The organism is Streptomyces griseochromogenes, assembly GCF_001542625.1.
GTDB lineage: Bacteria > Actinomycetota > Actinomycetes > Streptomycetales > Streptomycetaceae > Streptomyces > Streptomyces griseochromogenes.
On the sequence record NZ_CP016279.1, the window covers coordinates 8,252,031 to 8,276,611 of the forward strand.

A 24,581-nucleotide genomic window follows, 5' to 3' on the forward strand; every position below is an offset into this window, starting at 1 on the left:
TTCCACGCCGAAGCAGTACTAGGAGGAGAAGCAATCCGAGAAGCGCCGAATAATCAACGTTCCACCCATGAGCAACCAGCACCGGACATTCGCCGATGTACTGGCCTCTGACCGAGCGAACCCGGTAAGAAGTGCTCCTTAGAAAGGAGGTGATCCAGCCGCACCTTCCGGTACGGCTACCTTGTTACGACTTCGTCCCAATCGCTAGTCCCACCTTCGACAGCTCCCTCCCACAAGGGGTTGGGCCACCGGCTTCGGGTGTTACCAACTTTCGTGACGTGACGGGCGGTGTGTACAAGGCCCGGGAACGTATTCACCGCAGCAATGCTGATCTGCGATTACTAGCAACTCCGACTTCATGGGGTCGAGTTGCAGACCCCAATCCGAACTGAGACCGGCTTTTTGAGATTCGCTCCACCTCACGGTATCGCAGCTCATTGTACCGGCCATTGTAGCACGTGTGCAGCCCAAGACATAAGGGGCATGATGACTTGACGTCGTCCCCACCTTCCTCCGAGTTGACCCCGGCGGTCTCCTGTGAGTCCCCATCACCCCGAAGGGCATGCTGGCAACACAGAACAAGGGTTGCGCTCGTTGCGGGACTTAACCCAACATCTCACGACACGAGCTGACGACAGCCATGCACCACCTGTACACCGACCACAAGGGGGGCACTATCTCTAATGCTTTCCGGTGTATGTCAAGCCTTGGTAAGGTTCTTCGCGTTGCGTCGAATTAAGCCACATGCTCCGCTGCTTGTGCGGGCCCCCGTCAATTCCTTTGAGTTTTAGCCTTGCGGCCGTACTCCCCAGGCGGGGAACTTAATGCGTTAGCTGCGGCACCGACGACGTGGAATGTCGCCAACACCTAGTTCCCACCGTTTACGGCGTGGACTACCAGGGTATCTAATCCTGTTCGCTCCCCACGCTTTCGCTCCTCAGCGTCAGTAATGGCCCAGAGATCCGCCTTCGCCACCGGTGTTCCTCCTGATATCTGCGCATTTCACCGCTACACCAGGAATTCCGATCTCCCCTACCACACTCTAGCTAGCCCGTATCGAATGCAGACCCGGGGTTAAGCCCCGGGCTTTCACACCCGACGTGACAAGCCGCCTACGAGCTCTTTACGCCCAATAATTCCGGACAACGCTTGCGCCCTACGTATTACCGCGGCTGCTGGCACGTAGTTAGCCGGCGCTTCTTCTGCAGGTACCGTCACTTTCGCTTCTTCCCTGCTGAAAGAGGTTTACAACCCGAAGGCCGTCATCCCTCACGCGGCGTCGCTGCATCAGGCTTTCGCCCATTGTGCAATATTCCCCACTGCTGCCTCCCGTAGGAGTCTGGGCCGTGTCTCAGTCCCAGTGTGGCCGGTCGCCCTCTCAGGCCGGCTACCCGTCGTCGCCTTGGTGAGCCATTACCTCACCAACAAGCTGATAGGCCGCGGGCTCATCCTTCACCGCCGGAGCTTTCAACTCTCACAGATGCCTGCGAAAGTGATATCCGGTATTAGACCCCGTTTCCAGGGCTTGTCCCAGAGTGAAGGGCAGATTGCCCACGTGTTACTCACCCGTTCGCCACTAATCCACCCCGAAGGGCTTCATCGTTCGACTTGCATGTGTTAAGCACGCCGCCAGCGTTCGTCCTGAGCCAGGATCAAACTCTCCGTGAATGTTTTCCCGTAATCGGGATGAACACCACGAGAGCGGTGCGAGAGGAGGAATGATCCCCTCGCACACAGCGTCCTCGCTGTGTTATTTCAAAGGAACCTCGTCCCAGCAGATGCTGGAGACGGGGTATCAACTAATCTGGCGTTGATTTTTGGCACGCTGTTGAGTTCTCAAGGAACGGTCGCTTCCTTTGTACTCACCCTCTCGGGCTTTCCTCCGGGCTTCCCTTCGGTGTTTCCGACTCTATCAGATCTTTTCTCGATCCGATTTCCTCGGTGCTTTCCAGGTTCCCGCTCTCGCGTTTCCCTTTCCGGCGGTTCCGACTCTATCAGATCCTTTCGGCGTCCGATTCCCGGTCGGCGGGATTGTCTGGAGGTTTTTGGACTTTCGTCCGTCGGCCTTTCGACATTCACTACGCTAGCCCATTTCCTCGGCGACTCATAATCGAGTCTCACGAGTTCGAATTTTGGGCACGCGGGCGCGCCAAAATCGACCCCGTTGAGGGCTTGTAGCTGAGTAGTGGGTGGCCGCTCCGGCTGCAGGCGAATGCCGTACCCGGTTCAGCGGCTCGGGCTACATTACGCACCTCGCAAGGCCGCGTCAACTTGGTCGGCGCCTCGGCGCGTGGGCCCGATAAGGGCTCACCGTCGGGTCGTTGGCGATCCAGAAGCGCCACGGGTGCGCGTCGCCGTTTCCGCCCTCGCCGGCGACTCCGGTGCGCGGACCGCTTCGTACCTGGTCGGAGGGGGCGGGTGTACCCGTCAGCATGCGCAAGGGGGAGTCCCCCGAGGCGCAGGCGTCGGTGCCGTCCAGAGCTCGGTCGACCTCCAGGGCCGTGGCCAGGCGCGCCGGACCCTTGGCCAGTTCCTTGTCGTTCCGGGCCGAAAGTCGACGTTTGCGAGCCAGCTCGGCGCCGTCGACCACCTCACCCGCACGGAGCAGCACGGCGCTCGCCCGGCCCTCGGGTCCGCAGACGAGGTTCATGCAGTGCCACATGCCGTAGGTGAAGTAGACGTATACGTGTCCGGGGGGACCGAACATCACCTCGTTGCGGGCGGTGCGCCCGCGGTACGCGTGCGACCCCGGGTCGTTCGGTCCGTCGTACGCCTCCACCTCGGTGAGGCGGACGGCGATCGGACCGTCGGGAGTCGTCCGGACCAGGATGCGGCCGAGGAGATCGGGAGCGACCTCCAGTACGGGGCGGTCGAAGAACTCTCGGGGCAGTGGCATACGGTCCGGGGGCGCGATCATGCCGTCCGAGCGTAGTCCAGACGGGTCAGCGGGCCGGCGGAACCAGTCGTGGGCGGATCGCGTTTGTACGGGTCGAGGTCCATTCGTAAAGGGAGAGTCATGGCGTTTAAGAAGCTGCTCGCGAGCCTCGGGGCCGGTGGGGCCTCGGTCGAGACGGTACTGACCGAGATCAACGTGGTGCCGGGTGGTGTCGTCCAGGGTGAGGTGAGGATCCAGGGCGGATCCGTGAACCAGGACATCGAGGGGCTGTCCGTGGGCCTGCAGGCCCGGGTGGAGGTGGAGAGCGGCGACGAGGAGTACAAGCAGAACATCGAGTTCACCAAGGTGCGGCTCGGCGGTGCCTTCGAGCTGCAGGCGGGGGCCGTGCACGCGGTGCCGTTCGGGCTGGAGATCCCCTGGGAGACACCGGTCACGATGATCGACGGGCAGGCGCTGCGCGGGATGCACATCGGGGTGACGACGGAACTCGCGATCGCGCGCGCCGTGGACTCCGGTGATCTGGACCCGATCAACGTGCACCCGCTGCCGGCGCAGAAGGCGATTCTGGACGCCTTCATCCAGCTCGGCTTCCGCTTCAAGAACGCGGACATGGAGCGCGGCCACATCCGGGGTACCCGGCAGCGGCTGCCGTTCTACCAGGAGATCGAGTTCCACCCGCCGTCGCAGTACCGGGGTCTGAACCAGGTCGAGCTGAGCTTCGTGGCCGACGAGCACGCCATGGACGTCGTCCTGGAGATGGACAAGAAGCCGGGGCTGTTCAGCGAGGGCTCGGACACCTACCGCTCCTTCCAGGTGGGTCTGCACGACTTCCACGGGACCGACTGGGCGGCTTACCTCAACCAGTGGCTGTCCGAGGTCGGCAGCAAGCGCAACTGGTTCTAGGCTCTGACCGACTGAACGAAAACGATCAGGAGGTACCGAGGTGACCGAGCTCAAGCGGCGGCCGCTCCCCCACGACTTCCACCCGCCCGTACCGTCGTTCACGGTGACCAGCGAGGACGTCGCGGAGGGCGCGACGCTCGGGAGCGCCCAGGTCTACGCGGAGGGGAACCTCTCGCCGCAGCTGCGGTGGGAGGGCTTTCCGGCGGAGACCAAGAGCTTCGCCGTGACCTGCTACGACCCCGACGCGCCGACCGGCAGCGGATTCTGGCACTGGGTGCTGTTCGACATCCCCGCCTCCGTGACGGAGCTGCCGGTGGGGGCGGGCGGCGGCAAGTTCGAGGGTCTGCCCGAGGGCGCGGTGCACGCGCGCAACGACTACGGGACGAAGGACTTCGGTGGTGCCGCTCCGCCGCCCGGGGACGGCCCGCACCGGTACGTCTTCACGGTGTACGCGGTGGACCAGGAGAAGCTCGGGCCGGACGCGGACGCTTCTCCCGCCGTCGTCGGCTTCAATCTCCGTTTCCATGCGATCGCGCGCGCCCAGCTCATCGGTGAGTACGAGAATCCCGCTCAGGGCTGACGCAGCGCACTGATTCAGCCGAGCGTTCATGGAACGTTCGCCCGTCTCCGGTCTTGGAAGTGATCGGAGACGGGCATTTTTTATTGCGTTGTCCATCTCGGCGCGCCCGTCCAGAGTTGATCCAAGCCCGCCGGGGGGTGGGCAGGTGCACACGGGAGGTGGGCTGGATGCGTGACACGTTGGTCCTGAACGCGAGCTTCGAGCCGCTGTCGACGGTGACTCTGAACCGAGCCGTCGTCCTGGTCCTCCAGGACAAGGCCGTCGTCGAGCAGGCCCATCCCGAACTGCGGATGCGCGGTGCCGATGTGGACATACCCGCGCCGCGGGTGATCAGGCTGTGCAGATATGTACGGGTGCCGTTCCGAAGACAAGCTCCCTGGTCGAGGCGGGGCGTGCTGGTCCGGGACCGGCACCGGTGCGCGTACTGCGGGCGCAGGGCGACGACCGTGGACCACGTGGTGCCGCGGGCGCAGGGTGGGCAGGACACCTGGCTGAACACCGTCGCCGCCTGTGCGGAGGACAACCACCGCAAGGCCAACCGGACTCCGGACGAGGCGGGCATGGCCCTGCTGCGGGAGCCGTTCGAGCCGACTCCGGCGGACGCGATGCTGCTGGCGCTGCGGGAGGACGACTTCAAGACGCTGCCGGAGTGGCTGGCGCAGCCGGCGGCGTAGCCGGTCAACTCCGGGTGTACCGCGAAAGTTGCAGGAACCGGTGGCGTACGGCGTCCGTTGCCCGCCAAGGTCAACCCGGTGCGGGACGACGGCCGGGTGGCCGCGTCCGTAACTTCTTGCACCAGCACACCACGGCGGGTCCCGGCTGACCGGGCCCGCGTGGGCCGCGGGTCGATGGAGGGGCCCGAACGGGGGGACCCCGACCCGCGGCGTGCGGAAGGGACGATGACGTCATGAGCAAGCTCAGCCTGCGCACCCGGGCCGCTCTGTCGGCCACCGCCGTCGTGGCGGCGACGCTCGGGTTCTCCGGGATGACCGCCGGAGCGGCCCAGGCCAACACCCATGCGCCGACGCTCAACTCCGGCTCCTCGGGCCACGGCGTGTGGTGCGTCCAGCGCATCATCAACCGCAACTACCCGGGGGCGGTGCAGGAGGACTCGCAGTACGGCAGCTACACCAAGGCATGGGTGAAGTACTTCCAGGAGCACCACGGACTGACCGGCCGCAACGCCGACGGCATCGTGGGCAAGAAGACGGGCAACGCGCTGCTGAAGTCCATCGGCGGCGACAGGTACTGCTACAAGTACCTGCCCACCTCGTACTGACCGCCGCCCCTGGGTTTCGCCGGACGGCGGGGCCCGCGGGGTGAGCGACGGCCCGCCTTCCTCAGGAAGGCGGGCCGTTGTCGTGTGTGTCGCCGTGGTCAGTCGATCTGCGGCTTCTCGCGGCGCTCCGCGCCCGAGCCGCCGTTGCCCGACGAGCCCTGGGCACCGTTGCCCGAGCCGCCGCCCAGCGGGCCGAAGTTGCCCATCGCACCGGACAGGCCCTTGAGGGCGTCGCCGATCTCGCTGGGGACGATCCAGAGCTTGTTGGCGTCGCCTTCGGCGATCTTCGGGAGCATCTGGAGGTACTGGTAGGAGAGGAGCTTCTGGTCCGGGTCGCCGGCGTGGATCGCCTCGAAGACCGTGCGGACGGCCTGGGCCTCGCCCTCGGCGCGCAGGGCGGCGGCCTTGGCCTCACCCTCGGCGCGCAGGATCTGGGACTGCTTCTCACCTTCGGCGGTGAGGATGGCGGCCTGGCGCGTACCTTCGGCGGTGAGGATCGCGGCGCGCTTGTCACGGTCGGCGCGCATCTGCTTCTCCATCGAGTCCTGGATGGAGGTGGGCGGTTCGATGGCCTTCAGCTCGACGCGGTTGACGCGGATGCCCCACTTGCCGGTGGCCTCGTCGAGGACGCCGCGCAGGGCCGCGTTGATCTCCTCACGGGAGGTCAGGGTGCGTTCGAGGTCCATGCCGCCGATGATGTTGCGCAGCGTGGTGACGGTGAGCTGCTCGATGGCCTGGATGTAGCTGGCGACCTCGTAGGTGGCGGCGCGGGCGTCGGTCACCTGGTAGTAGATGACCGTGTCGATGTTCACGACCAGGTTGTCCTGGGTGATCACCGGCTGGGGTGGGAAGGGGACGACCTGTTCGCGCAGGTCGATGCGGTTGCGGATGGTGTCGATGAAGGGGACCACGATGTTCAGGCCCGCGTTCAGCGTCCGCGTGTAGCGGCCGAAGCGCTCGACGATGGCGGCGCTGGCCTGTGGGATGACCTGGATGGTCTTGATCAGGGCGATGAAGACCAACACCACCAGAATGATCAGGACGATGATGACCGGTTCCATCGTGTTCCCCGTACCCCTCTCCGCCTCGGCGCTTCGGCAGATCTTGTGGTTGTTGAAGATCTTGCTGGACGAGTCTGACAGACCGTCGCGGAACTCGTGGGCGGTTCCGTCCAGTTGAGTCCTACGAGGTCAGCTGGAGGTCGGCCGGCTCAGATGACGATCGCGGTGGCCCCTTCGATCTCCACGACGTCCACCTCCTGGCCCGCTTCGTAGGCGCGGCCGGTGTCGAGGGAGCGGGCCGACCAGACTTCTCCGGCGAGCTTGATCCGGCCGCCGGAGCCGTCCACGCGCTCCAGGACGACCGCCTGCTTGCCTTTCAACGCGTCTACGCCGGTGGCCAGTTGGGGTCGCTGTCTGCTGTGCCTGGCCGCGATGGGCCGGACGACGGCGATGAGGGCGACCGAGACGGCGAGGAAGACGAGGACCTGGACCACGACGCCGAGGCCGAGGGCGGCGACGACCGCGGCCGCGACCGCGCCCACCGCGAGCATGCCGAACTCCGGCATCGCGGTGACCACCAGCGGGATTCCGAGCGCCGCCGCGCCGACGAGCCACCACGCCCATGCGTCGATGTCGTTCACATGGTCATGGTAGGACCGCGGGTCGGGCGGCGGACAGGGCGCGAACGGGAGTGGGTCGTCGTCAGGACAGCGGCAGGCCGTGCGCGGTCCAGCGGTCGCCGACCTGCTCGACGACGAGCGGGAGGCCGAAGCAGCGGGAGAGGTTGCGGGAGGTGAGTTCGAGTTCGATCGGGCCCGCGGCGAGGACCTTGCCCTGACGGATCATGAGGACGTGGGTGAAGCCGGGGGCGATCTCCTCGACATGGTGGGTGACCATGATCATCGAGGGGGCGATGGGGTCGCGGGCGAGTCGGCCGAGGCGGCGCACCAGGTCCTCGCGGCCACCCAGGTCGAGGCCGGCGGCGGGCTCGTCGAGCAGCAGGAGCTCGGGGTCGGTCATCAGGGCACGGGCGATCAGGGTGCGCTTGCGCTCGCCCTCGGAGAGGGTGCCGAACTTGCGGTCCACGTAATCGGTCATGCCAAGGCGGTCGAGGAAGGCGCGGGCGCGCTGCTCGTCGACCTCGTCGTACTCCTCGTGCCAGCCGGCGGTCATGCCGTAGGCGGCGGTGAGGACGGTCTGGAGGACGGTCTGGCTCTTGGGGAGCTTCTCGGTCATGGCGATGCCGGCCATGCCGATGCGCGGGCGCAGCTCGAAGACGTCGACCTTGCCGAGGGTGTCGCCGAGGATGGTGGCGGTGCCCTTGCTCGGGAAGAGGTAGCTGGAGGCGACGTTCAGGAGGGTGGTCTTGCCGGCGCCGTTGGGGCCGAGGATGACCCAGCGCTCGCCCTCCTTCACCGACCAGGAGACCTGGTCCACCAGAGCCCGGCCCTCGCGGACCACGGATACGTCCTGAAGCTCCAGAACATCGCTCATGAGCGCGTTGTCTCCCCTTGCAGTGTGGCCGGTCTCGGCTGTCGCGTACGCCTGTGGCTCGGTCCGCCGCGCCGGTGGGCGCAGCCCATATGAAATCTACGCCACCAGTGCCACGCTCCATTCCATCGGTCCGGTCCTTAGGGTGGAGGCATGCTCTCGGAACCGCGTTCAGGACGCTTCACAGCATGGGGAAATGCCCTTTTTGCCGGACTTGCCTCTCCGGATGACGCCGCGCTCGCCATCGTGGGCGAGGACGCGGTGCACCGGGTGGAGGGGTTGCCGGGTGAGTCCGCGCCGGTCGGGCTCACGCTGGCGCTGGGGCGGCTGCGGACGCTGGGGGTGACCGGCCTGCGGATGGCGCTGCCCGCGCCCGGGCATCCGCTGGGGCTGAGCGGTCCGCCGGAGTTCAATGCGCGGGCGTTGGAGGCCGAGGAGGCGGTGGTCTGCTTCGGTGCCGCGTTCGGGCTGGTGCCTGAGGTGTACGAGGCCGGGCCCGAGGGTGATGTACATGTCGAGGTGGTCTGGCAAGTACTGCCGGTGCGGGAGGCGCCGCCCGCCGATGTGCCGTCGCTGGGAGAGGCGGAGCGGGAGCTGGCGGAGGCCCTCCGGGAGGCGACCACGGTGCTGTCGCGGCTGGATGTCGCCGGGTCGGGCCCGGTGGCGGAGGCGGCGATCGACGCGTACCGGGCGCGGGCCGAGCGGGGGCGCGAGGTGCTGGCGCCGGGGTACCCGCCGCGTGCGGTGCGGGTGCTGGAGCTGGCTCAGCGGGTCGGGCTGCTGGTGTCCCTGGCGCACGACAGGGGGCACGGGGCGGCGGTCAGCTCCGGCGAGATGGTGGCGCGGTCCGAGGCACTGCGGCCGGTGGAGCGGACGGCTCGGCGGGCCCAGGTGGCGGCATACAACGCGATCGTCGAGGAGCGGGAGCGCGGAGTCCGCTGAACGCCGGTTCTTCGGTGTCCCGGATCGTCCGGCGTCCCCGGCTCCTCGGTGTCCCTGATTCATCGGTGCCGGGCCCGGGGGCGGGGGCGATGTGGCCGGGAACCTGACAGGCCTCCCGGTGGATCCGGGAGGCCTGAGGTCGTCTACGGCGGTGGCTCAGTGGTTCGAGCCGAGGTTGCCGAAGGCCGGGTTCAGCACGCCGACCACGTTCACGCTGTTGCCGACCACGTTGACCGGGACGTGCACCGGGGCCTGAACGACGTTGCCCGAGGCGACACCCGGAGAGCCGAAGGCGTCACCGTTGGCGCAGGCGCCGTCCGTGGCAGAGGCCATCCCCGCACCGGCGGCCAGCAGACCACCGGCCACCATCGTCACGGCCGCTGCCTTCTTCAGGTTCTTCACTGTCTAAGCCCTCCTTGGCGATCACCGCGGCGGTTCGCCGCGGCACGCACTGAGAAACGGCGGGGATCGCCTGAGGATGCGCCATGCGGGTGACATTCCCACGACGGTATGAATCTCAGCCCGGAGCGGAACCTTCCGAGTTGCCGTACGTGAGGCACTGGGGAAGGCGTTTCAGCCCGTCACGCCATGGCGTACGGCCCACAGGGCGGCCTGGGTGCGGTCGGCGAGGTCAAGTTTCATGAGGATGTTGGAGACATGCGTCTTGACGGTCTTCTCGGACAGGACGAGGGCGCGGGCGATCTCACGGTTGGAGCGGCCGTCGGCGATCAGGCCGAGCACCTCGCGCTCCCGTTCGGTCAGCGAACCCCCTCTCCCCTGGCCCGAGTTGGCCTCCTCCTGGGAGAGCAGCGCGCCGGCGACCTCCGGCTGGAGCAGGATGTGACCGGCGTGCACGGAGCGGATGGCGGCGGCGAGCGCGTCGGGGTCCACGTCCTTGTAGACGTACCCGGCGGCGCCCGCGCGCAGGGCGGGGACGACCGTGCGCTGCTCGGTGAAGCTGGTGACGATCAGCACGCGTGCGGGGTTGTCGAGTTCGCGGAGCTTGCGCAGGGCGTCGATGCCGTCCATGCCCGGCATCTTGACGTCCATGAGGACGATGTCGGGCCGCAGTTCCTCGGCACGGGCGACTCCCTCGGTGCCGTCGGCGGCCTCGCCGACGACCTCGATGTCGTCCTGCACCTCCAGGAAGGTGCGCAGACCCCGGCGCACGACCTGATGGTCGTCGACGAGCAGGACCTTGATCGCGTCAGCCACCGGGGACCTCCATCTCGATCGTGGTGCCCTTGCCGGGGGCCGATTCCACGGCCAGCGTGCCGCCGACGCCGCTCGCCCGGTCCCGCATCGAGACCAGGCCCAGGTGGCGTCCGGCGCGGCGGACCGTCGTCGGGTCGAAGCCGCCGCCGTCGTCGGTGACGCGCAGGACGGCTCCTGGGCCGCGCCGCTCCATGCTCACGTGGACGTGCTCGGCGCCGGAGTGGCGCAGGGCGTTGTGCAGGGCTTCCTGGGCGACCCGCAGCACGGCCTCCTCCTGCGCGGCGGGCAGGGCGCGGCAGCCGGCGACGGCGAAGGTGACGCGCGCGGTGTGGGCGCGGTCGAGGACCTGTATCTGGGTGCGCAGGGTGGCGATCAGGCCGTCCTCGTCCAGGGCGGCGGGACGCAGCTCCACGACGGCGGCGCGCAGTTCGTCGGCCGCCTCGGCGGCGAGCGCGGCGACCTGGTGCAGCTCGCCCTTGGCGCGGGCGGGGTCGCGGTCCACCAGCGCGGCCGCGGCCTGGGCGGTCAGCCGCAGGGAGAAGAGCTTCTGGCTGACCGCGTCGTGCAGTTCGTGGGCGAGCCGGGAGCGTTCCTCGGCGATGGTCAGCTCGCGGCTGCGCTCGTAGAGGCGGGCGTTGGTGAGCGCGATGGCGGCGTGCTGGGCGAGGGTGGAGAGCAGTTCCTCGTCCTCCGCGGTGAAGCCGCAGCCGCCCTCCGGCTTGGAGCAGCGCTTGTTCGCGAGGAAGAGCGCCCCGATGACGTCCTCGCCGTCCTTGATCGGCAGTCCCAGGAAGTCGGACATCTCCGGGTGGGCGGACGGCCAGCCCTCGAAGCGCGGGTCCTTGCGCACGTCGGCGAGGCGCTCGGGCCGGGCCTCGTGCAGCATCGCGGCGAGGATGCCGTGCTGGCGGGGCAGCGGGCCGATGGCCTTCCACTGGGTGTCGCTGACGCCGTCGACGACGAACTGGGCGAAGCCGCCGTGGTCGTCGGGGACGCCGAGGGCGGCGTACTGCGCGTCGAGCAGCTCGCGGGCGGAGGCGACGATCGTCTTGAGGACGTCGCGCACCTCCAGATGCCTGCTCATGGCCAGCAGCGCGGAACTCACCGCGGCGAGGCCGGACCGGGGGCCTTGACTCATGTCCTCACGGTACCGGCGGGGTGTGACAGTGCGGATCGGTCCTGTGACGGCCATGTCCCAGGGCGCTGGGCCTAGGTCCGGCGGTCTAGGTCCTCGGCCCCGGACCTGCGGTGTACGCCGAAGGACCGCGCCGCTCTGCGGCCCGCGCCCGAGGCGGCGCGGGGGGTGCCGTTCCTACGTTGTGGCCACCGCCCGGAAGAGGGCGGCACACGACGAGGGGATGGTTGTCATGCCGGTAGCGATCATCACGGGGGCCTCCAAGGGGCTGGGGCGGGCGCTCGCCGAGGCGCTGGCCGCGCGGGGCTGGGACCTGGTGCTCGACGCGAGGAGCGCGGGGCCCCTGAAGGAGGCCGCGGAGGCGGTCGCGGGGCACGGGACGCGCGTGACGGCGCTGCCCGGGGACGTCACGGACGCCGGGCACCGGGCCGAGCTGGTGGCCGCCGCGCGGACGCTGGGCGGTGTCGACCTGCTGGTGAGCAACGCCAGCGCGCTGGGCGCCGAGCCGCTGGTGCGCCTTTCGGACCTGCCCCTCAAGGGGCTGCGGCGGGCTCTGGAGGTGAACGTGGTGGCCGCGCTGGGCCTGGTCCAGGAGGCGCTGGGGCCGCTGCGGGAGTCGCCGGGGGGCGCGGTGATCGCGGTCAGCTCGGACGCGGCGGCGGAGGCGTACGAGACATGGGGCGGCTACGGCGCCTCGAAGGCGGCCCTGGACCAGCTGGCCGCGGTGCTCGGCGCGGAGGAGCCGGGGCTCAGGGTGTGGGCCGTGGACCCGGGGGACATGGCGACGGACCTGTACGCGACGGCCGTACCGGACGACGACGAGCCGCGGCCGGCGCCCGTCAGCGTCGTACCGGCGTTCCTGCGGCTGCTGGACGAGCGGCCGGCGAGCGGGCGGTATGCGGCGCCGTCACTGGTGGAGGGGCGATGACCATCGCTCTGGGGGTGCCCGGGGAGCTGTCGGCGCGAGTGCCGGCCGAACAGCGCGGGCCGGGGCTCGACCGGGACGCCGTGCGGCTGCTGGTGTCGCGCGGCACCGAGGTGTCGCACCACGGCTTCGCCGAGTTGCCGCGGCTGCTGCGGGCGGGGGACCTGCTGGTGGTGAACACCTCGCCCACGCTGGCCGCCGCCGTGGACGGGCGGATCGGGCACGCGCGCGTGGTGGTGCACTTCTCCACGCGCGGGGACGACGGGCGGTGGGCGGTCGAACTGCGGGAACCGGACGGGCGGGGCACTACGCGCGCGCGTAGGGAAAGCGGGGCGCGGAGCGCTCCTCGCAAGGGTGGTGACGGGAGACGGGCGGGCATACCCGCGGGAACGGAGGTGCGGCTGCCGGGCGGGGCGCGGCTGGTCCTGGAGGAGCCGCTGAGCGGGCGCGGCGAGCGGCTGTGGTGGGCGCGGGCGTCCGGGGCGGAGGTCCTCCAGGTGCTCGGGGAGCACGGGCGGCCCATCCGCTACTCCTATACGGAGCGGGACCAGCCGCTGTCGGTGTACCAGACCGTGTTCGCACTGCCCTCGCCGGACGGGTCGGGCAGCGCGGAGATGCCGAGTGCGGCGCGGCCCTTCACCGCGCGGCTGGTGGCCGAGCTGGTGAGCCGCGGCATACAGATCGTGCCGGTCACGCTGCACACCGGGGTGGCGTCGGCAGAGGCGCACGAGCCGCCGTATCCGGAGCGGTTCGCGGTCCCGGAGGCCTCGGCGCGGTCGATCAACGCCGTCAAGGCCGGCGAGGGGCGGGTCATCGCGGTGGGGACGACGGCCGTGCGGGCCGTGGAGTCGGCCACCGGGCCGGACGGGGTGGTGCGGGCGGCCCGCGGCTGGACCGATCTGGTGGTCACCCCCGAGCGCGGGGTGCGCACGGTCGACGGGCTGCTGACCGGGCTGCACGAGCCGGAGGCCTCGCATCTGCTGATGCTGGAGGCGGTCGCGGGGCGGGCCGCGGTCGACCGCGCGTACGAGGAGGCACTGCGCGGGCTCTACCTGTGGCACGAGTTCGGCGACGTCCACCTCATCCTCCCGGAGGAGAGCCCTCACCCAGAGCGTTGCGACGGCAACTCATGGTGAGACCGTTACGTCTCCGATGTGAGCCCGCGCATAGGGTGCACATCACGTACGAACGGACATAGGAGATAAAGCATCCCCGGGTGAACGGGACAGATAATCCAGTCTGTCCCGTTTTGCCCTTCCCCGATCCACTACCGCGGATCGTACGTCACACCTTTGCCAGGGCATTTTGCGGCCGCTAAGAATTGCTCTCGTCGCTCAGCGCCGTGGGTTCTCCCCCGCGGCGTTCGTGCGGGAGGAGCCGATTCCCCCGGCGGACGCAGGAGCGACCTCCGCGCTACTCGAAGAGGTCTGTCAGCCATGCCCAAGAACATCCTCAGCCGTGGTCATAGTCGTACGCTGACCAAGCAGCACAAGATCGCCATCGCCGGTGTCGCCACGCTCGGTGCCGCCGCCGTCGCCCTCTCGGCCGTCCCCAGCAGCGCCAAGACCATCACCGCCGGCGCCCCGGCCGCGGCGGCCCAGGTGCAGTACGCCGCCCAGCCGGTCAAGGACGTCAAGGGCACGCTGACCGACCAGCTCGCCACCCAGACCGTCAAGCTCGACGCCTTCGCGGCCAAGAAGGCCGCCGCCGACGCGCTCGCCAAGAAGCAGGCCGCGGCGAAGCAGGCCGAGGCCAAGCAGAAGGCCGCCGCCGCGGCCGCCGCGAAGGCTGCCCAGGAGCGCGCCGCCAAGGAGGCCGCGAGCCGCTCCGCGCAGCGCCCCGAGGTGCAGCTGGTCGCCGCCAAGACCTACTCGAACAACCTGGACGGCTGGATCCGCCAGGCCCTGGACATCATGAAGTCCAAGGGCATCCCGGGCAGCTACAACGGCCTGCACAAGAACATCATGCGCGAGTCGTCCGGCAACCCCATGGCCATCAACGACTGGGACGTCAACGCGATCAACGGCATCCCGTCGAAGGGCCTGCTGCAGGTCATCCCGCCGACCTTCAACGCGTACCACGTCGCCGGCACGTCCTGGGACATCTACAACCCGGTCGCCAACATCACCGCCGCCGCCAACTACGCGGCGGACAAGTACGGCTCGATCGACAACGTGAACAGCGCGTACTGAGGCCTGGCGCGGGACCTCTGACACACGCGGAAGGGCGGCACCCCTCGGGGGGATGCCGCCCTTCACGTTGTGCCGACCGCGGTCACTTCGGCACCGCGGTCACTTCCGCATGACCTCCGGCTCGTGCCGGCGCAGGAAGCGGGCCACGAAGAAGCCGCAGATCACACCGAGGACGATCAGCGCGACCATGTCCAGGCCCCAGGCCGAGGCCGCGTGGTCCCACAGCGGGTCCGTGCTGCCCGGGTCGTCGTTGTTCGGCGCGATGTTGTTGAAGTCCAGCGTGGCGCCCGCGGCGGCCACCGCCCAGCGCGACGGCATCAGGTACGAGAACTCGTTGACGCCGAGGGTGCCGTGCAGGGTGAAGAGGCAGCCGGTGAAGACGACCTGGATGATCGCGAACATGACCAGCAGCGGCATGGTCTTCTCGGCGGTCTTCACCAGCGAGGAGATCACCAGACCGAACATCATCGAGGTGAAGCCGAGCGCCATGATCGGCAGGCACAGCTCGAACAGCGTCGAGCCGCCGAGGACGAGCCCCTGGTCAGGGATCTCACGGCTGGAGAAGCCGATCACGCCGACCATCAGGCCCTGGAGCACGGTGACCGCGCCGAGGACGACCACCTTCGACATCAGGTAGGCCGACCGGGACAGGCCGGTCGCGCGCTCCCGCTCGTAGATGACCCGTTCCTTGATCAGCTCACGGACGGAGTTCGCGGCACCCGCGAAGCAGGCGCCGACCGCGAGGATCAGGAGCACCGTGGTGGCCGTACCGTTCGGGACGTGCTGGCCGGTGCGCGGGTTGATCGCCTCGTTGACCAGCAGGCCCCGGTTGTGGTCGATCAGGAGGCTGACCGCACCGAGCACCGCCGGCAGGATCACCGTCAGCGCCAGGAATCCCTTGTCGGAGGCGATGACCGACACATAGCGCCGGATCAGGGTCATCAGCTGCGAGCCCCAGCCCTGCGGCTTGGGCGGCTTCATCGCCTGCGGCGGAGGCATGTGTACGGACTGCGGGGCGACCGCGTCGATGTCCGCGGCGTACATCTGGTAGTGCTGCGAGCCCTTCCAACGGCCCGCCCAGTCGTAGTCGCGGTAGTTCTCGAAGGCGGAGAAGACGTCGGCCCAGGTGTCGTAGCCGAAGAAGTTCAGCGCCTCCTCCGGCGGGCCGAAGTAGGCGACCGCGCCGCCCGGCGCCATCACCAGGAGCTTGTCGCACAGCGCCAGCTCGGCCACCGAGTGGGTGACCACGAGGACCGTACGGCCGTCGTCGGCCAGGCCCCGCAGCAGCTGCATGACGTCGCGGTCCATGCCCGGGTCGAGGCCCGAGGTCGGCTCGTCCAGGAAGATCAGCGACGGCTTCGTGAGCAGCTCCAGGGCCACCGAGACGCGCTTGCGCTGGCCGCCGGAGAGGGACGTGACCTTCTTGTCCTTGTGGATGTCCAGCTTGAGCTCGCGCAGCACCTCCTCGATGCGGGCGTCGCGCTCCTGAGCGGTGGTGTCGGACGGGAAGCGCAGCTTGGCCGCGTACTTCAGAGCCTTCTTGACGGTCAGCTCCTTGTGCAGGATGTCGTCCTGCGGGACCAGACCGATGCGCTGGCGCAGCTCGGCGAACTGCTTGTAGAGGTTCCGGTTGTCGTACAGCACCTCGCCCTCGTTGGCGGGCCGATAGCCGGTGAGCGCCTTGAGCAGGGTCGACTTGCCGGATCCCGACGGGCCGATGACCGCGATCAGCGACTTCTCCGGGACGCCGAAGGAGACGTCCTTCAGGATCTGCTTGCCGCCGTCGACCGTGACCGTCAGATGGCGCGCCGAGAAGGAGACCTCACCGGTGTCGACGAACTCCTCGAGGCGGTCGCCGACGATACGGAAGGTGGAGTGACCGACACCGACGATGTCCGCCGGGCCGAGCAGCACCGAGCCGCCCTTGGCGATCGGCTGGCCGTTGACGTACGTGCCGTTGTGCGAGCCGAGGTCGCGGATCTCGAAGCGGCCGTCGGGCGTCGAGTGGAACTCGGCGTGGTGCCGGGAGACCTGCAGGTCGGAGACGACCAGCTCGTTCTCCAGGGCACGGCCGATGCGCATCACGCGGCCGACGGCGAACTGGTGGAACGTGGTGGGGCTGCGGTCGCCGTAGACCGGCGGCGCCCCCGCGCCACCGCCGGGTGCCTTCTGCGCGTACTGCTCGGGCGGCCCGCTCTGCTGCTGCGGGAAGGGTGCGACCGGCGCGGCCTGCGGCTGCTGCCAGTCGCCGGGCCCGGCCTGGTGCGGCACCTGCTGGGCCCAGCCGGGGCCCGCGCCCTGGGCGGCGTACGGCGCCGCCTGCGGCTGCTGCTGGGGCTGCGCGACCGGGGCCGCGGCGCCGGAGAGGTTCAGGCGCGGTCCGTCGGTCGCGTTGCCGAGGTGCACCGCCGAGCCGGGACCGAGCTCCATCTCCTGGATCCGCTGGCCCTGCACGAACGTGCCGTTGGTACTGCCATGGTCCTCGATGACCCAACTGCGGCCGTTGAAGCTGACCGTGGCGTGCCGCCAGGAGACCCTGGCGTCGTCGAACACGACGTCTCCTTGCGGATCGCGTCCGAGTGTGTAGGACCTGGACGAATCGAGCGTCCAGGTCCGTCCGTTTGATTCCAGTACGAGTTCCGGCACTCCATGCCCCACTGAGTTGTCCCCCGAGTTACCCCCATCACAGGGAGTCTAGGGATGTCGAACATCGTGGGGAACTATTTCAGGCTCGGCGCCGTGACCGAAAGTCGGGCCTTGTGAAGGGCGCCCGCGCGCGCTTCAACTCGCCCCGTTGACGGGGTTGAAACCGGGCCGGAGAGTGGTAATCCCCCGCGAGGGGGACAAGGGCGGCGACGGTGCCGCGCCGCGGATCGGGGGGTCTGCCATGAGCGCTGCCACAGGCGTCGGGACCGCACGACGAGACACTTCTCTGCCATGGGCGGACATCCTGCTGTCCGCGATCGCCGCCGTGAGCTGGGCGTTGATGGGGATGGCGGGCACGGCCGCGCTCGGTCTGCATCTGCTGCGGGCCGACGCGGCGGGCTCACTGGGCCCCATGACGGCGGCGGTTGTGGCGCTCGGGGCGGGTGGTTCGATCTCACCGGCGGGCGATGTGTCCGCTTTCGGACTGAAAGGCGCCCAGGCGCACACGGCCGTCGAGATCACGCCACTGGGCGTCAGCCTGGTGGGCGCACTGCTGCTCTCGTGGTTCTTCCTACGGTCCCTGCGCACGGCCGGAGTTGTCATCGCACCCGTCGAACTCCTCGCGCGCGCGGGCGCGGTGGTCGCGCTCTTCGTGGCCATGCTCGGCGGGCTGGCCTGGGCCGGGCACGACGTCATCACGATCGACGGCGGCTCGCTCGGCCTGGACAAGCTGCCCGGCGGGGGCGGCAAGGGGGGCGGCCTGCACATCCCGGGCCTGGGGGACATCGGCGGGCTGCTGCCGGACCGGATCGGGGACCTGATTCACGCCAAGGCAGCCGTCGGCTTCACCGTGGACAGCGCGCCCACGCTCCTCGGCGGCCTCGGCTGGTCCGCCGGCATCCTGCTGATCGCCCTGCTCGCCTCCCGACGCACTCCCCTGCCGCGCGGCTGGGAGGCCGTGCACCGGGTGGTGCGGCCCGCCGTCTCGGCGCTCGTCACCGTGCTGCTGGTGGCCGTCGTCGCCGGGTTCGCGGCGGCGGCGTACGCGGCGATCGGCGACGACCACCCGCGCCGGATCGCGGGCGCGGCCCTGCTCGGCGCCCCGAACGGGGTGTGGCTCGGCGTCCCCCTCGGCCTGTTCGTCCCCTGGGACGGCAGGGCCACCGGCGCGCTGGGCAAGCTGCTGCCCCACCCGCTCGACCAACTGCTGAGCGCGCGGTCGGACCAGCCCGTCACCCTGGGCCGGCTGGCCGGTCTCGACGGACGGGTGTGGCTGCTCGCGGTGGCGGCGGCGCTGCTGATGCTGCTGGCCGGGGTGCTGACGGCGGTGCGGACACCGGTGCGGGGCTCCTCCGGTGGGCCGGGAGGCGCCCTGGGCTTCGCCGGGCGCTGCGCCCTGCGGCTCGGGATCGCGAACGCGCTGGTCCTGCCCCTGCTCGCCTGGCTGACGGACGTCTCGGTGGACGCCTCGCTGTCCGTGCTGGGCTTCGACGCCTTCGGCGCGGGCATCGAACTGCACGGGCACCTGGGCATGGCGCTGCTCCTGGGCGCCGTGTGGGGCGCGGGGGCCGGCGCGGCCGGAGCGCTGCTGGCCTGGGTGACGGGGGCCGCGGGGAGCCGGGTCGTGGGGCCGGGTACGGGTGAGGCACGGGGCGCGCCGGCCACGGCGGCGGACGGGAGCGGGCAGGCCGGGTACGCCGGAGGTGCCGCGGGACACCCCGAGTACGGCGGCGGGGTCGCCGGGCCCCCTGGCCACGGCGGCAGGCCGGCCGGGCGCGGCGGCGCGGTCGGGCACTCGGGGTACGGCGGCACGGCCGGGCCGTATGCGCCGGGCAGGCCGTACCGGCCGCCGAACCCCGACACGAACCCCTATCTCCAGGTACCGGAGGGACTGCGGGCGCGGCCCGAGGACGCGCGGCCGCCGTCGGCCGGGGACGACATGTACGGCGCCCCCACCGTCGCCCGGCCCTACGATCCGCCTCCGCCCCGCAGCCGTCCCGGCGGGCGCGCGCGTGATCGTTCGCGGGAGGGGCCGGACGACGGGCCGCCGCCTCCGCCGCCCCCGCGACCGCCCAGAACGCCCGGCAAGTGAGCCCGCGGCACCGATCAGGAGCAGGCACCGCCGCTGGTCGCGGGTGGGCTGTGCGCCGGGGCGCCGGCGGTGGCACAGTCGTGATGAGCCCTGGCTCCTCGTCCCCGAGCTCCGGCTTCCCGGCCGGGACGGTCGGGCCGTCGCCGGGAGGCAAGATCCCTTACATCGGCCGGACACCCATTGTTCCGTGTCCGTCAGGCGGACCTCAGGGGCAGAAGGCACTGGGTGCCGGATACGGTGGTGACACCATGAGCGCTTCGCAGACCTCCGAGGTCCCCACTCTCCTCGTCAAGATTTTCGGCAAGGACAGGCCGGGCATCACGGCCGGCCTCTTCGACACCCTGGCCGCGTACCTCGTCGACGTGGTCGACATCGAGCAGGTCGTCACCCGGGGCCGACTGGTGCTGTGCGTCCTGGTCACCCAGCCGCCGGCCGGCCTGGAGGGCGACCTGCGGGCGACCGTGCACAGCTGGGCCGAGTCGATGAAGATGCAGGCGGAGATCATCTCGGGGCACGGCGACAACCGCCCGCGTGGTCTCGGCCGCTCCCTGGTGACCGTTCTGGGCCACCCCCTCACCGCCGAGTCGACCGCCGCCGTCGCCGCCCGGATCGCCAAGGCCGGCGGGAACATCGACCGTATCTTCCGCCTCGCCAAGTACCCGGTGACGGCGGTGGAGTTCGCCGTGTCCGGTGTGGAGACGGAGCCGCTGCGCACGGCCCTGGCATCCGACGCGGCGGCACTGGGTGTCGACATCGCGGTCGTCGCGGCGGGCCTGCACCGGCGCGCCCAGCGGCTGGTCGTCATGGACGTGGACTCCACGCTCATCCAGGACGAGGTCATCGAGCTGTTCGCCGCGCACGCCGGCTGCGAGGACAAGGTCGCCGAGGTGACGGCCGCGGCCATGCGCGGGGAGCTGGACTTCGAGCAGTCGCTGCACGCGCGCGTGGCGCTGCTGAAGGGGCTGGACGCCTCGGTGGTGGAGAAGGTGCGCGACGAGGTGCGGCTGACGCCGGGCGCGCGCACGCTGATCCGCACCCTGAAGCGCCTCGGCTATCAAGTAGGTGTCGTCTCCGGCGGGTTCACGCAGGTCACGGATGATCTGAAGGAGCGGCTGGGGCTGGACTTCGCGCAGGCCAACACGCTGGAGATCGTCGACGGGCAGCTGACCGGGCGGGTCACCGGCGAGATCGTGGACCGCGCGGGCAAGGCGCGGCTGCTGCGCCGGTTCGCCGCGGAGGCCGGGGTGCCGCTGTCGCAGACGGTGGCGATCGGCGACGGCGCCAATGACCTGGACATGCTGAACGCGGCCGGTCTCGGTGTCGCCTTCAACGCCAAGCCGGTGGTCCGCGAGGCCGCGCACACGGCGGTGAACTTTCCCTTCCTGGACACCGTCCTGTATCTGCTGGGCGTCACCCGTGAAGAGGTCGAGGCGGCCGACACGCACGACGAGGACTGAGCGGCCTCGGCCCCGTTCGCCGTACACGGCGGGAGGGCCCGGCACCGCAACGGTGCCGGGCCCTCCTGACGTGGGTGCCGTCACTCGGAGGGTGCCCAGTACTCCGTCAGTGTGGCCACGCCCGGCTCCAGGCCCTTCCAGGCACCGTCGAAGGTCAGCATCGCGAAGCCGGCGGCGGGAAAGCCGCGGCGGTTCATCCGCTCGCGGGCCTCGCCCTCGAAGTCACCCGCGAGGACCTCGGCCAAGCCGTGCACGCCCGGGTTGTGACCGATCAGGATGGCATTGTGCACATCGTCCGGGATCTCGTTGAGCACGGCGATCAGCTCGCCGGGCGAGGCCTCGTAGACCCGCTCCTCGTAGAGGGTTTTCGGCCGGTGCGCGAGTTCGTGGACGGCGAGCTTCCAGGTCTCTCGGGTCCGGACGGAGGTGGAGCACACGGCCAGGTCGAAGGTGATACCGGTGTCGGCCAGCTTGCGGCCGGCGACCGCGGCGTCCATGCGGCCCCGCTCGGCGAGCGGGCGGTCATGGTCGGACACCTGGGGCCAGTCGGCTTTCGCATGCCGGAAGAGGACGATCCTGCGGGGTTCTGCGACGCTCATGGGACCCAGCTTCGCATGAAACAGGCCACCTGGCGCAGGGAGTTGACATGCGGATTCACCGCGTGAGGGGGCTCCCCGTCAGCGCGCGAGGAGCTGCTGCACGCGCTCGAAAAGGTGCGTGATCGCCGGGTCGCCGCTCGCCGCGTGGGCGTCCGAGGGGTTCAGTATCAGCGCGAGCAGCGCGATGAAGGCGAGCGCGGGCAGGGCGAGCGCCCACCAGGGCAGCCGGATGTCGACGCTGCTCGTGGTCGCCGGGTGGAGCCGGGTGTGCGAGCGGGCCGGCATGATCGCCTCCGTGGATCCTCGAGTGGCCTTGACCGCCTGGTGCGGTCACATCTCGAAGCTACGGAACATCGGGCCGCCAACCCATCCGGGCATCCACCCAGTTGACCCTGACCCTGGCCCCCTAGGGGATGGTGGGGTTAGCCCCACCCGAGGTCGCCGGGCGCGCCGGAGCGGGTCAGGGCGAGGCGATCGTCGCGATGACGGCGATGATCACGAAGATGGCGAGGAACGCGCCGAAGACGAGCAGCATTTTCTTCTGGCTGTTCTTCGGGTTCGGGTCGAGCACTGGCTGCATGCGCCCAGTCTCGCACCCTTCGTCCGGAACGGATCCGCGGGGGGCGGGAGACGGGGCGGCGGATGGGCCGATCGGCGGATCGACGAATCTGCGGATCGGCGGATCGGGGCGGGACGGACTAGCGGGCCGCCTCCTCCTCCACCGTACGGTTGCGGCCGGCCAGGAACCCCACCGCCATTTGGGGCAGCATCAGGCCGGCCATGAGGGCGATCGGCAGCCCCCAGCCGCCGCTCTGCTGGTAGAGCACGCCGACGAGCAGCGGGCCGGGGATGGAGATCAGGTATCCGGTGCTCTGCGCGAACGCGGACAGCTGGGCCACGCCCGGACCGGTCCTGGCCCGCATGCCGACCATCGTCAGCGCCAGCGGGAAGGCACAGTTGGAGATGCCGAGCAGCAGGGCCCAGGCCCAGGCGCCGGCGGCCGGCGCGAAGTACAGGCCGGCGTAGCCCGCGAGGCCGCAGACGCCCAGGGCCAGCGCGATCGGCCCCTGCTGGGGCAGCCGGGTGGCGAGCCGCGGGATGACGAAGGCCAGCGGCACGCCCATCACCATGGTGACGGCGAGAAGCAGTCCGGCCGTGCCCGCCGGGACACCGGCGTCCCGGAAGATCTGCGCCATCCAGCCCATGGTGATGTAGGCGGCGGTGGCCTGGAGGCCGAAGAAGACGGCGAGCGCCCAGGCCGTGCGGCTCCGGGTGATGCGCAGCGGGGCCTGCGCTGGCCGCTCCTCCGCCTCCCGCGGCCGCTCCCTGGGCGTACCCGCCGGGGGCTCCTGGGCCGGGGCGGCGTCCCGCTCCCGGACCAGCGGCAGCCAGGGCAGCACGGCGGCTGCCGCGAGCCCCGCCCACACCGTGAGCCCGGACTGCCAGTCGCCGCCCAGGGCGTCGGTCACGGGCACGGTCACCGCGGCGGCGAGGGAGGTGCCGAGGGCGAGGGCCATGGAGTACAGGCCCGTCATGGAGCCGACCCGGTCGGGGAACCAGCGCTTGACGATGACCGGCATGAGCACGTTACTGACGGCGATGCCCATGAGGGCGAGGGCGCTGGCGGCCAGGAAGCCGACCGTGCTCCCGGTGTACGGCCGTATCAGCAGGCCGGCGGTGATGGCGACCATACCGGCGCACACCACGGCGCCCGCTCCGAAGCGGCGGGCCAGGCGTGGCGCGGTGACACCGAAGACGGCGAAGCAGAGCGGGGGCACCGAGGTCAGCACCCCGGCCACGCCGCCGCTCATGCCGAGGCCGTCGCGGACCTCCTCCAGGAGCGCGCCGAGGCTGGTGATGGCCGGGCGGAGGTTCAGCGCGGACAGCACGATGCCGACGACGACCAGACGTGTCGCCCACGCGCGCGTGGGCGGTGTCCGCCCTGGACCCGCCGCCGTGGCCGTACCGGGTTCGGGCGACGGCTTCCGGGCCGAAGACATCGCCGTACGGGTTTGCGCGGTCCGGGTTTCCTCACTAGCCATGCCGCCCATCATAGAATCATGGGATGATTGGTTGTCCACTCCCGGGAGGCCCCCGCCCGGGCTCCTCGTGCGAAGGTGTGCCATGCCCTTGAGCCACCCGCGCCGTTCGGCGCTGTCCGAGCAGGTCATCGCCGCGCTGCGCGGTCAGATCGCGTCCGGCGAGTGGCCGGTTGGCTCGCGCATCCCGACCGAGCCGGAACTGGTGGAACAGCTCGGAGTCGCCCGCAACACCGTCCGCGAGGCCGTCCGCGCGCTCGCGCACAACGGCCTGCTCGACATCCGCCAGGGTTCGGGCACCTATGTCGCGGCGACGAGCGAGCTGGCCGGCGTGATGCACCGCCGGTTCGCCGACGCCGACCCCCGGCACATCGCCGAGTTGCGCTCGGCCCTGGAGTCGTCGGCGGCGAAGCTGGCCGCCGAGCGGCGCACCGAGAAGGACCTCAAGCAGCTGGACACGCTCCTGACGCGCCGCGAGGAGGCCTGGGAGGCCGGCGAGGCGGAGGCGTTCGTGACCGCCGACGCGACCTTCCACCTGGCCGTGGTGGCCGCCTCGCACAACGACGTCATGACGGCGATGTACGCCGACCTGGGCGAGGTGCTGCGGGACTGGCTGCGCGCGGACGTCGGCGCGGAACTGACGCCGGAGACGCACATGGACCACGCGCGGCTGGTGGACGCGATCCGCGCGGGCGACGCGGAGGCGGCGGCCACGGAGGCCGCGAGCTATCCGTTCCTGTGCCGGCCGGACCGGTTCAGCGCGCCTTCTGGTGGCTGATCCACACCGAGCGGACGTTCTTCCAGCAGCGGCCGGTGAGCCGTACGGTCATGGCGGGCCCCGTGTCCACCGGGGCGCTGTCGGTGTCGATGTCCCACCAGCGGTCGCACTCGATGTGCAGGCGCACCCGGTCCGTGTCGACGTAGGGGTTGTGGCAGTAGGCCACCACATGGGAGCCGTGTACGGCCGTGCGGCAGGTGGCGCCGAACAGGGTCGGCGCGGACGGCTTGCCGTCGCCCGCGCGCGCGCGGGACATCGCGTCGTACGGCAGGGAGATCACGAGAGCTGCGGCCACGGTCACCGAGGCCAGGCTGCGGGGCAGGCGCACAAGGGAACCTCCTCGGCCGGGCTGCGGAGGGACGCGCGAGGTGAACGCGTAATCCAGCGTGCGCCGCTCGCTCCTGGCTCCGC

The 24,581-nt window shown here is 70.1% G+C and carries 24 protein-coding genes and 1 rRNA gene; 11 read left to right on the forward strand and 14 right to left on the reverse strand.

Annotated features, from left to right (window positions below):
* Positions 1-142 precede the first annotated feature (142 nt).
* Together AVL59_RS35720 and AVL59_RS35725 are read right to left on the reverse strand one after the other, a co-directional pair.
* Positions 143-1,668: ribosomal RNA gene (locus AVL59_RS35720) — 16S ribosomal RNA — on the reverse strand.
* A gap of 598 nt (positions 1,669-2,266) precedes the next feature.
* Complete coding sequence (locus AVL59_RS35725; RefSeq protein ID WP_067312994.1) at positions 2,267-2,917, reverse strand: DNA-3-methyladenine glycosylase; 651 nt, start codon at positions 2,915-2,917, stop codon at positions 2,267-2,269.
* A gap of 99 nt (positions 2,918-3,016) precedes the next feature.
* On the opposite strand from AVL59_RS35725, the gene AVL59_RS35730 reads away from it, so the two are divergent.
* The 4 genes from AVL59_RS35730 (at position 3,017) to AVL59_RS35745 (ending at position 5,658) form a co-directional block, all read left to right on the forward strand.
* Complete coding sequence (locus tag AVL59_RS35730; protein WP_067312996.1) at positions 3,017-3,799, forward strand: sporulation protein; 783 nt, start codon at positions 3,017-3,019, stop codon at positions 3,797-3,799.
* Between the two features lie 40 nt (positions 3,800-3,839).
* Positions 3,840-4,379 carry a YbhB/YbcL family Raf kinase inhibitor-like protein gene (locus AVL59_RS35735; protein WP_067312998.1) on the forward strand — a complete coding sequence of 180 codons (540 nt, stop codon included), beginning with the start codon at positions 3,840-3,842 and terminating at the stop codon, positions 4,377-4,379.
* A 167-nt stretch (positions 4,380-4,546) separates the two neighbouring features.
* Entirely contained in the window at positions 4,547-5,053 is a 507-nt protein-coding gene (locus tag AVL59_RS35740) for an HNH endonuclease (RefSeq protein WP_067313000.1), read from the forward strand.
* 233 nt (positions 5,054-5,286) lie between these two features.
* Positions 5,287-5,658 (forward strand): peptidoglycan-binding domain-containing protein, encoded by a 372-nt coding sequence (locus tag AVL59_RS35745; protein WP_067313003.1) that lies wholly within the window; start codon positions 5,287-5,289, stop codon positions 5,656-5,658.
* Positions 5,659-5,756: 98 nt separating this feature from the next.
* Here the strand turns inward: AVL59_RS35745 and AVL59_RS35750 are convergent, their stop codons facing one another.
* The 3 genes from AVL59_RS35750 to AVL59_RS35760 form a co-directional block, all read right to left on the reverse strand.
* Complete coding sequence (locus tag AVL59_RS35750; protein WP_067313005.1) at positions 5,757-6,719, reverse strand: SPFH domain-containing protein; 963 nt, start codon at positions 6,717-6,719, stop codon at positions 5,757-5,759.
* 149 nt (positions 6,720-6,868) lie between these two features.
* The gene (locus AVL59_RS35755; protein ID WP_067313007.1) at positions 6,869-7,300 is read right to left on the reverse strand and encodes an NfeD family protein; all 432 of its coding nucleotides are present in this window, start codon (positions 7,298-7,300) and stop codon (positions 6,869-6,871) included.
* 61 nt (positions 7,301-7,361) lie between these two features.
* Positions 7,362-8,153 carry an ABC transporter ATP-binding protein gene (locus AVL59_RS35760; RefSeq protein ID WP_067313009.1) on the reverse strand — a complete coding sequence of 264 codons (792 nt, stop codon included), beginning with the start codon at positions 8,151-8,153 and terminating at the stop codon, positions 7,362-7,364.
* A gap of 150 nt (positions 8,154-8,303) precedes the next feature.
* On the opposite strand from AVL59_RS35760, the gene AVL59_RS35765 reads away from it, so the two are divergent.
* The gene (locus AVL59_RS35765) at positions 8,304-9,092 is read left to right on the forward strand and encodes a hypothetical protein (RefSeq protein ID WP_067313011.1); all 789 of its coding nucleotides are present in this window, start codon (positions 8,304-8,306) and stop codon (positions 9,090-9,092) included.
* Positions 9,093-9,248: 156 nt separating this feature from the next.
* On the opposite strand, the gene chpE is transcribed toward AVL59_RS35765, so the two are convergent.
* The 3 genes from chpE to AVL59_RS35780 all read right to left on the reverse strand — a co-directional run bounded on the left by chpE (position 9,249) and on the right by AVL59_RS35780 (position 11,445).
* Positions 9,249-9,494: a chaplin ChpE gene (chpE, locus tag AVL59_RS35770; RefSeq protein WP_067313013.1), complete on the reverse strand. Its 246-nt coding sequence runs from the start codon at positions 9,492-9,494 to the stop codon at positions 9,249-9,251.
* A gap of 171 nt (positions 9,495-9,665) precedes the next feature.
* The gene (locus tag AVL59_RS35775) at positions 9,666-10,307 is read right to left on the reverse strand and encodes a response regulator (RefSeq protein ID WP_067313015.1); all 642 of its coding nucleotides are present in this window, start codon (positions 10,305-10,307) and stop codon (positions 9,666-9,668) included.
* Complete coding sequence (locus AVL59_RS35780; protein WP_067318137.1) at positions 10,300-11,445, reverse strand: GAF domain-containing sensor histidine kinase; 1,146 nt, start codon at positions 11,443-11,445, stop codon at positions 10,300-10,302. The genes AVL59_RS35775 and AVL59_RS35780 overlap by 8 nt, the downstream gene beginning before the upstream one ends.
* 229 nt (positions 11,446-11,674) lie before the next feature.
* Here AVL59_RS35780 and AVL59_RS35785 point away from each other — a divergent pair, with 229 nt between their 5' ends.
* The 3 genes from AVL59_RS35785 to AVL59_RS35795 all read left to right on the forward strand — a co-directional run bounded on the left by AVL59_RS35785 (position 11,675) and on the right by AVL59_RS35795 (position 14,559).
* A complete protein-coding gene (locus AVL59_RS35785; protein WP_067313017.1) occupies positions 11,675-12,370 on the forward strand; it encodes an SDR family NAD(P)-dependent oxidoreductase in 696 nt (231 codons plus the stop codon).
* Complete coding sequence (locus tag AVL59_RS35790; RefSeq protein ID WP_067313019.1) at positions 12,367-13,503, forward strand: S-adenosylmethionine:tRNA ribosyltransferase-isomerase; 1,137 nt, start codon at positions 12,367-12,369, stop codon at positions 13,501-13,503. The genes AVL59_RS35785 and AVL59_RS35790 overlap by 4 nt, the downstream gene beginning before the upstream one ends.
* 300 nt (positions 13,504-13,803) lie before the next feature.
* Positions 13,804-14,559, forward strand: a complete 756-nt coding sequence (locus AVL59_RS35795; RefSeq protein WP_067313021.1) for a transglycosylase SLT domain-containing protein — start codon at positions 13,804-13,806, stop codon at positions 14,557-14,559.
* A 99-nt stretch (positions 14,560-14,658) separates the two neighbouring features.
* On the opposite strand, the gene AVL59_RS35800 is transcribed toward AVL59_RS35795, so the two are convergent.
* Positions 14,659-17,205: an ABC transporter ATP-binding protein/permease gene (locus tag AVL59_RS35800; protein WP_067313023.1), complete on the reverse strand. Its 2,547-nt coding sequence runs from the start codon at positions 17,203-17,205 to the stop codon at positions 14,659-14,661.
* A gap of 241 nt (positions 17,206-17,446) precedes the next feature.
* On the opposite strand from AVL59_RS35800, the gene AVL59_RS35805 reads away from it, so the two are divergent.
* Together AVL59_RS35805 and serB are read left to right on the forward strand one after the other, a co-directional pair.
* Positions 17,447-19,297: a streptophobe family protein gene (locus tag AVL59_RS35805; protein WP_067313025.1), complete on the forward strand. Its 1,851-nt coding sequence runs from the start codon at positions 17,447-17,449 to the stop codon at positions 19,295-19,297.
* Between the two features lie 248 nt (positions 19,298-19,545).
* Positions 19,546-20,754, forward strand: coding sequence for a phosphoserine phosphatase SerB (gene serB, locus AVL59_RS35810; RefSeq protein WP_067313027.1), 1,209 nt, complete (start codon positions 19,546-19,548; stop codon positions 20,752-20,754).
* A gap of 80 nt (positions 20,755-20,834) precedes the next feature.
* Here serB and AVL59_RS35815 read toward each other — a convergent pair whose 3' ends face one another.
* From AVL59_RS35815 to AVL59_RS35825, 4 genes are all read right to left on the reverse strand, one after another.
* Complete coding sequence (locus AVL59_RS35815; protein ID WP_067313031.1) at positions 20,835-21,353, reverse strand: SixA phosphatase family protein; 519 nt, start codon at positions 21,351-21,353, stop codon at positions 20,835-20,837.
* 78 nt (positions 21,354-21,431) lie between these two features.
* Positions 21,432-21,638: a hypothetical protein gene (locus tag AVL59_RS35820; protein ID WP_067313033.1), complete on the reverse strand. Its 207-nt coding sequence runs from the start codon at positions 21,636-21,638 to the stop codon at positions 21,432-21,434.
* Between the two features lie 175 nt (positions 21,639-21,813).
* A complete protein-coding gene (locus tag AVL59_RS55480) occupies positions 21,814-21,933 on the reverse strand; it encodes an SGM_5486 family transporter-associated protein (protein ID WP_099053178.1) in 120 nt (39 codons plus the stop codon).
* A 118-nt stretch (positions 21,934-22,051) separates the two neighbouring features.
* Positions 22,052-23,395, reverse strand: coding sequence for a CynX/NimT family MFS transporter (locus AVL59_RS35825; protein ID WP_099053346.1), 1,344 nt, complete (start codon positions 23,393-23,395; stop codon positions 22,052-22,054).
* An 82-nt stretch (positions 23,396-23,477) separates the two neighbouring features.
* On the opposite strand from AVL59_RS35825, the gene AVL59_RS35830 reads away from it, so the two are divergent.
* Positions 23,478-24,170, forward strand: coding sequence for a FadR/GntR family transcriptional regulator (locus AVL59_RS35830; RefSeq protein ID WP_067313036.1), 693 nt, complete (start codon positions 23,478-23,480; stop codon positions 24,168-24,170).
* Here the strand turns inward: AVL59_RS35830 and AVL59_RS35835 are convergent.
* Positions 24,148-24,498, reverse strand: coding sequence for a hypothetical protein (locus AVL59_RS35835; RefSeq protein WP_067313038.1), 351 nt, complete (start codon positions 24,496-24,498; stop codon positions 24,148-24,150). The two genes, AVL59_RS35830 and AVL59_RS35835, sit on opposite strands and share 23 nt — an antisense overlap.
* Positions 24,499-24,581: the final 83 nt, after the last annotated feature.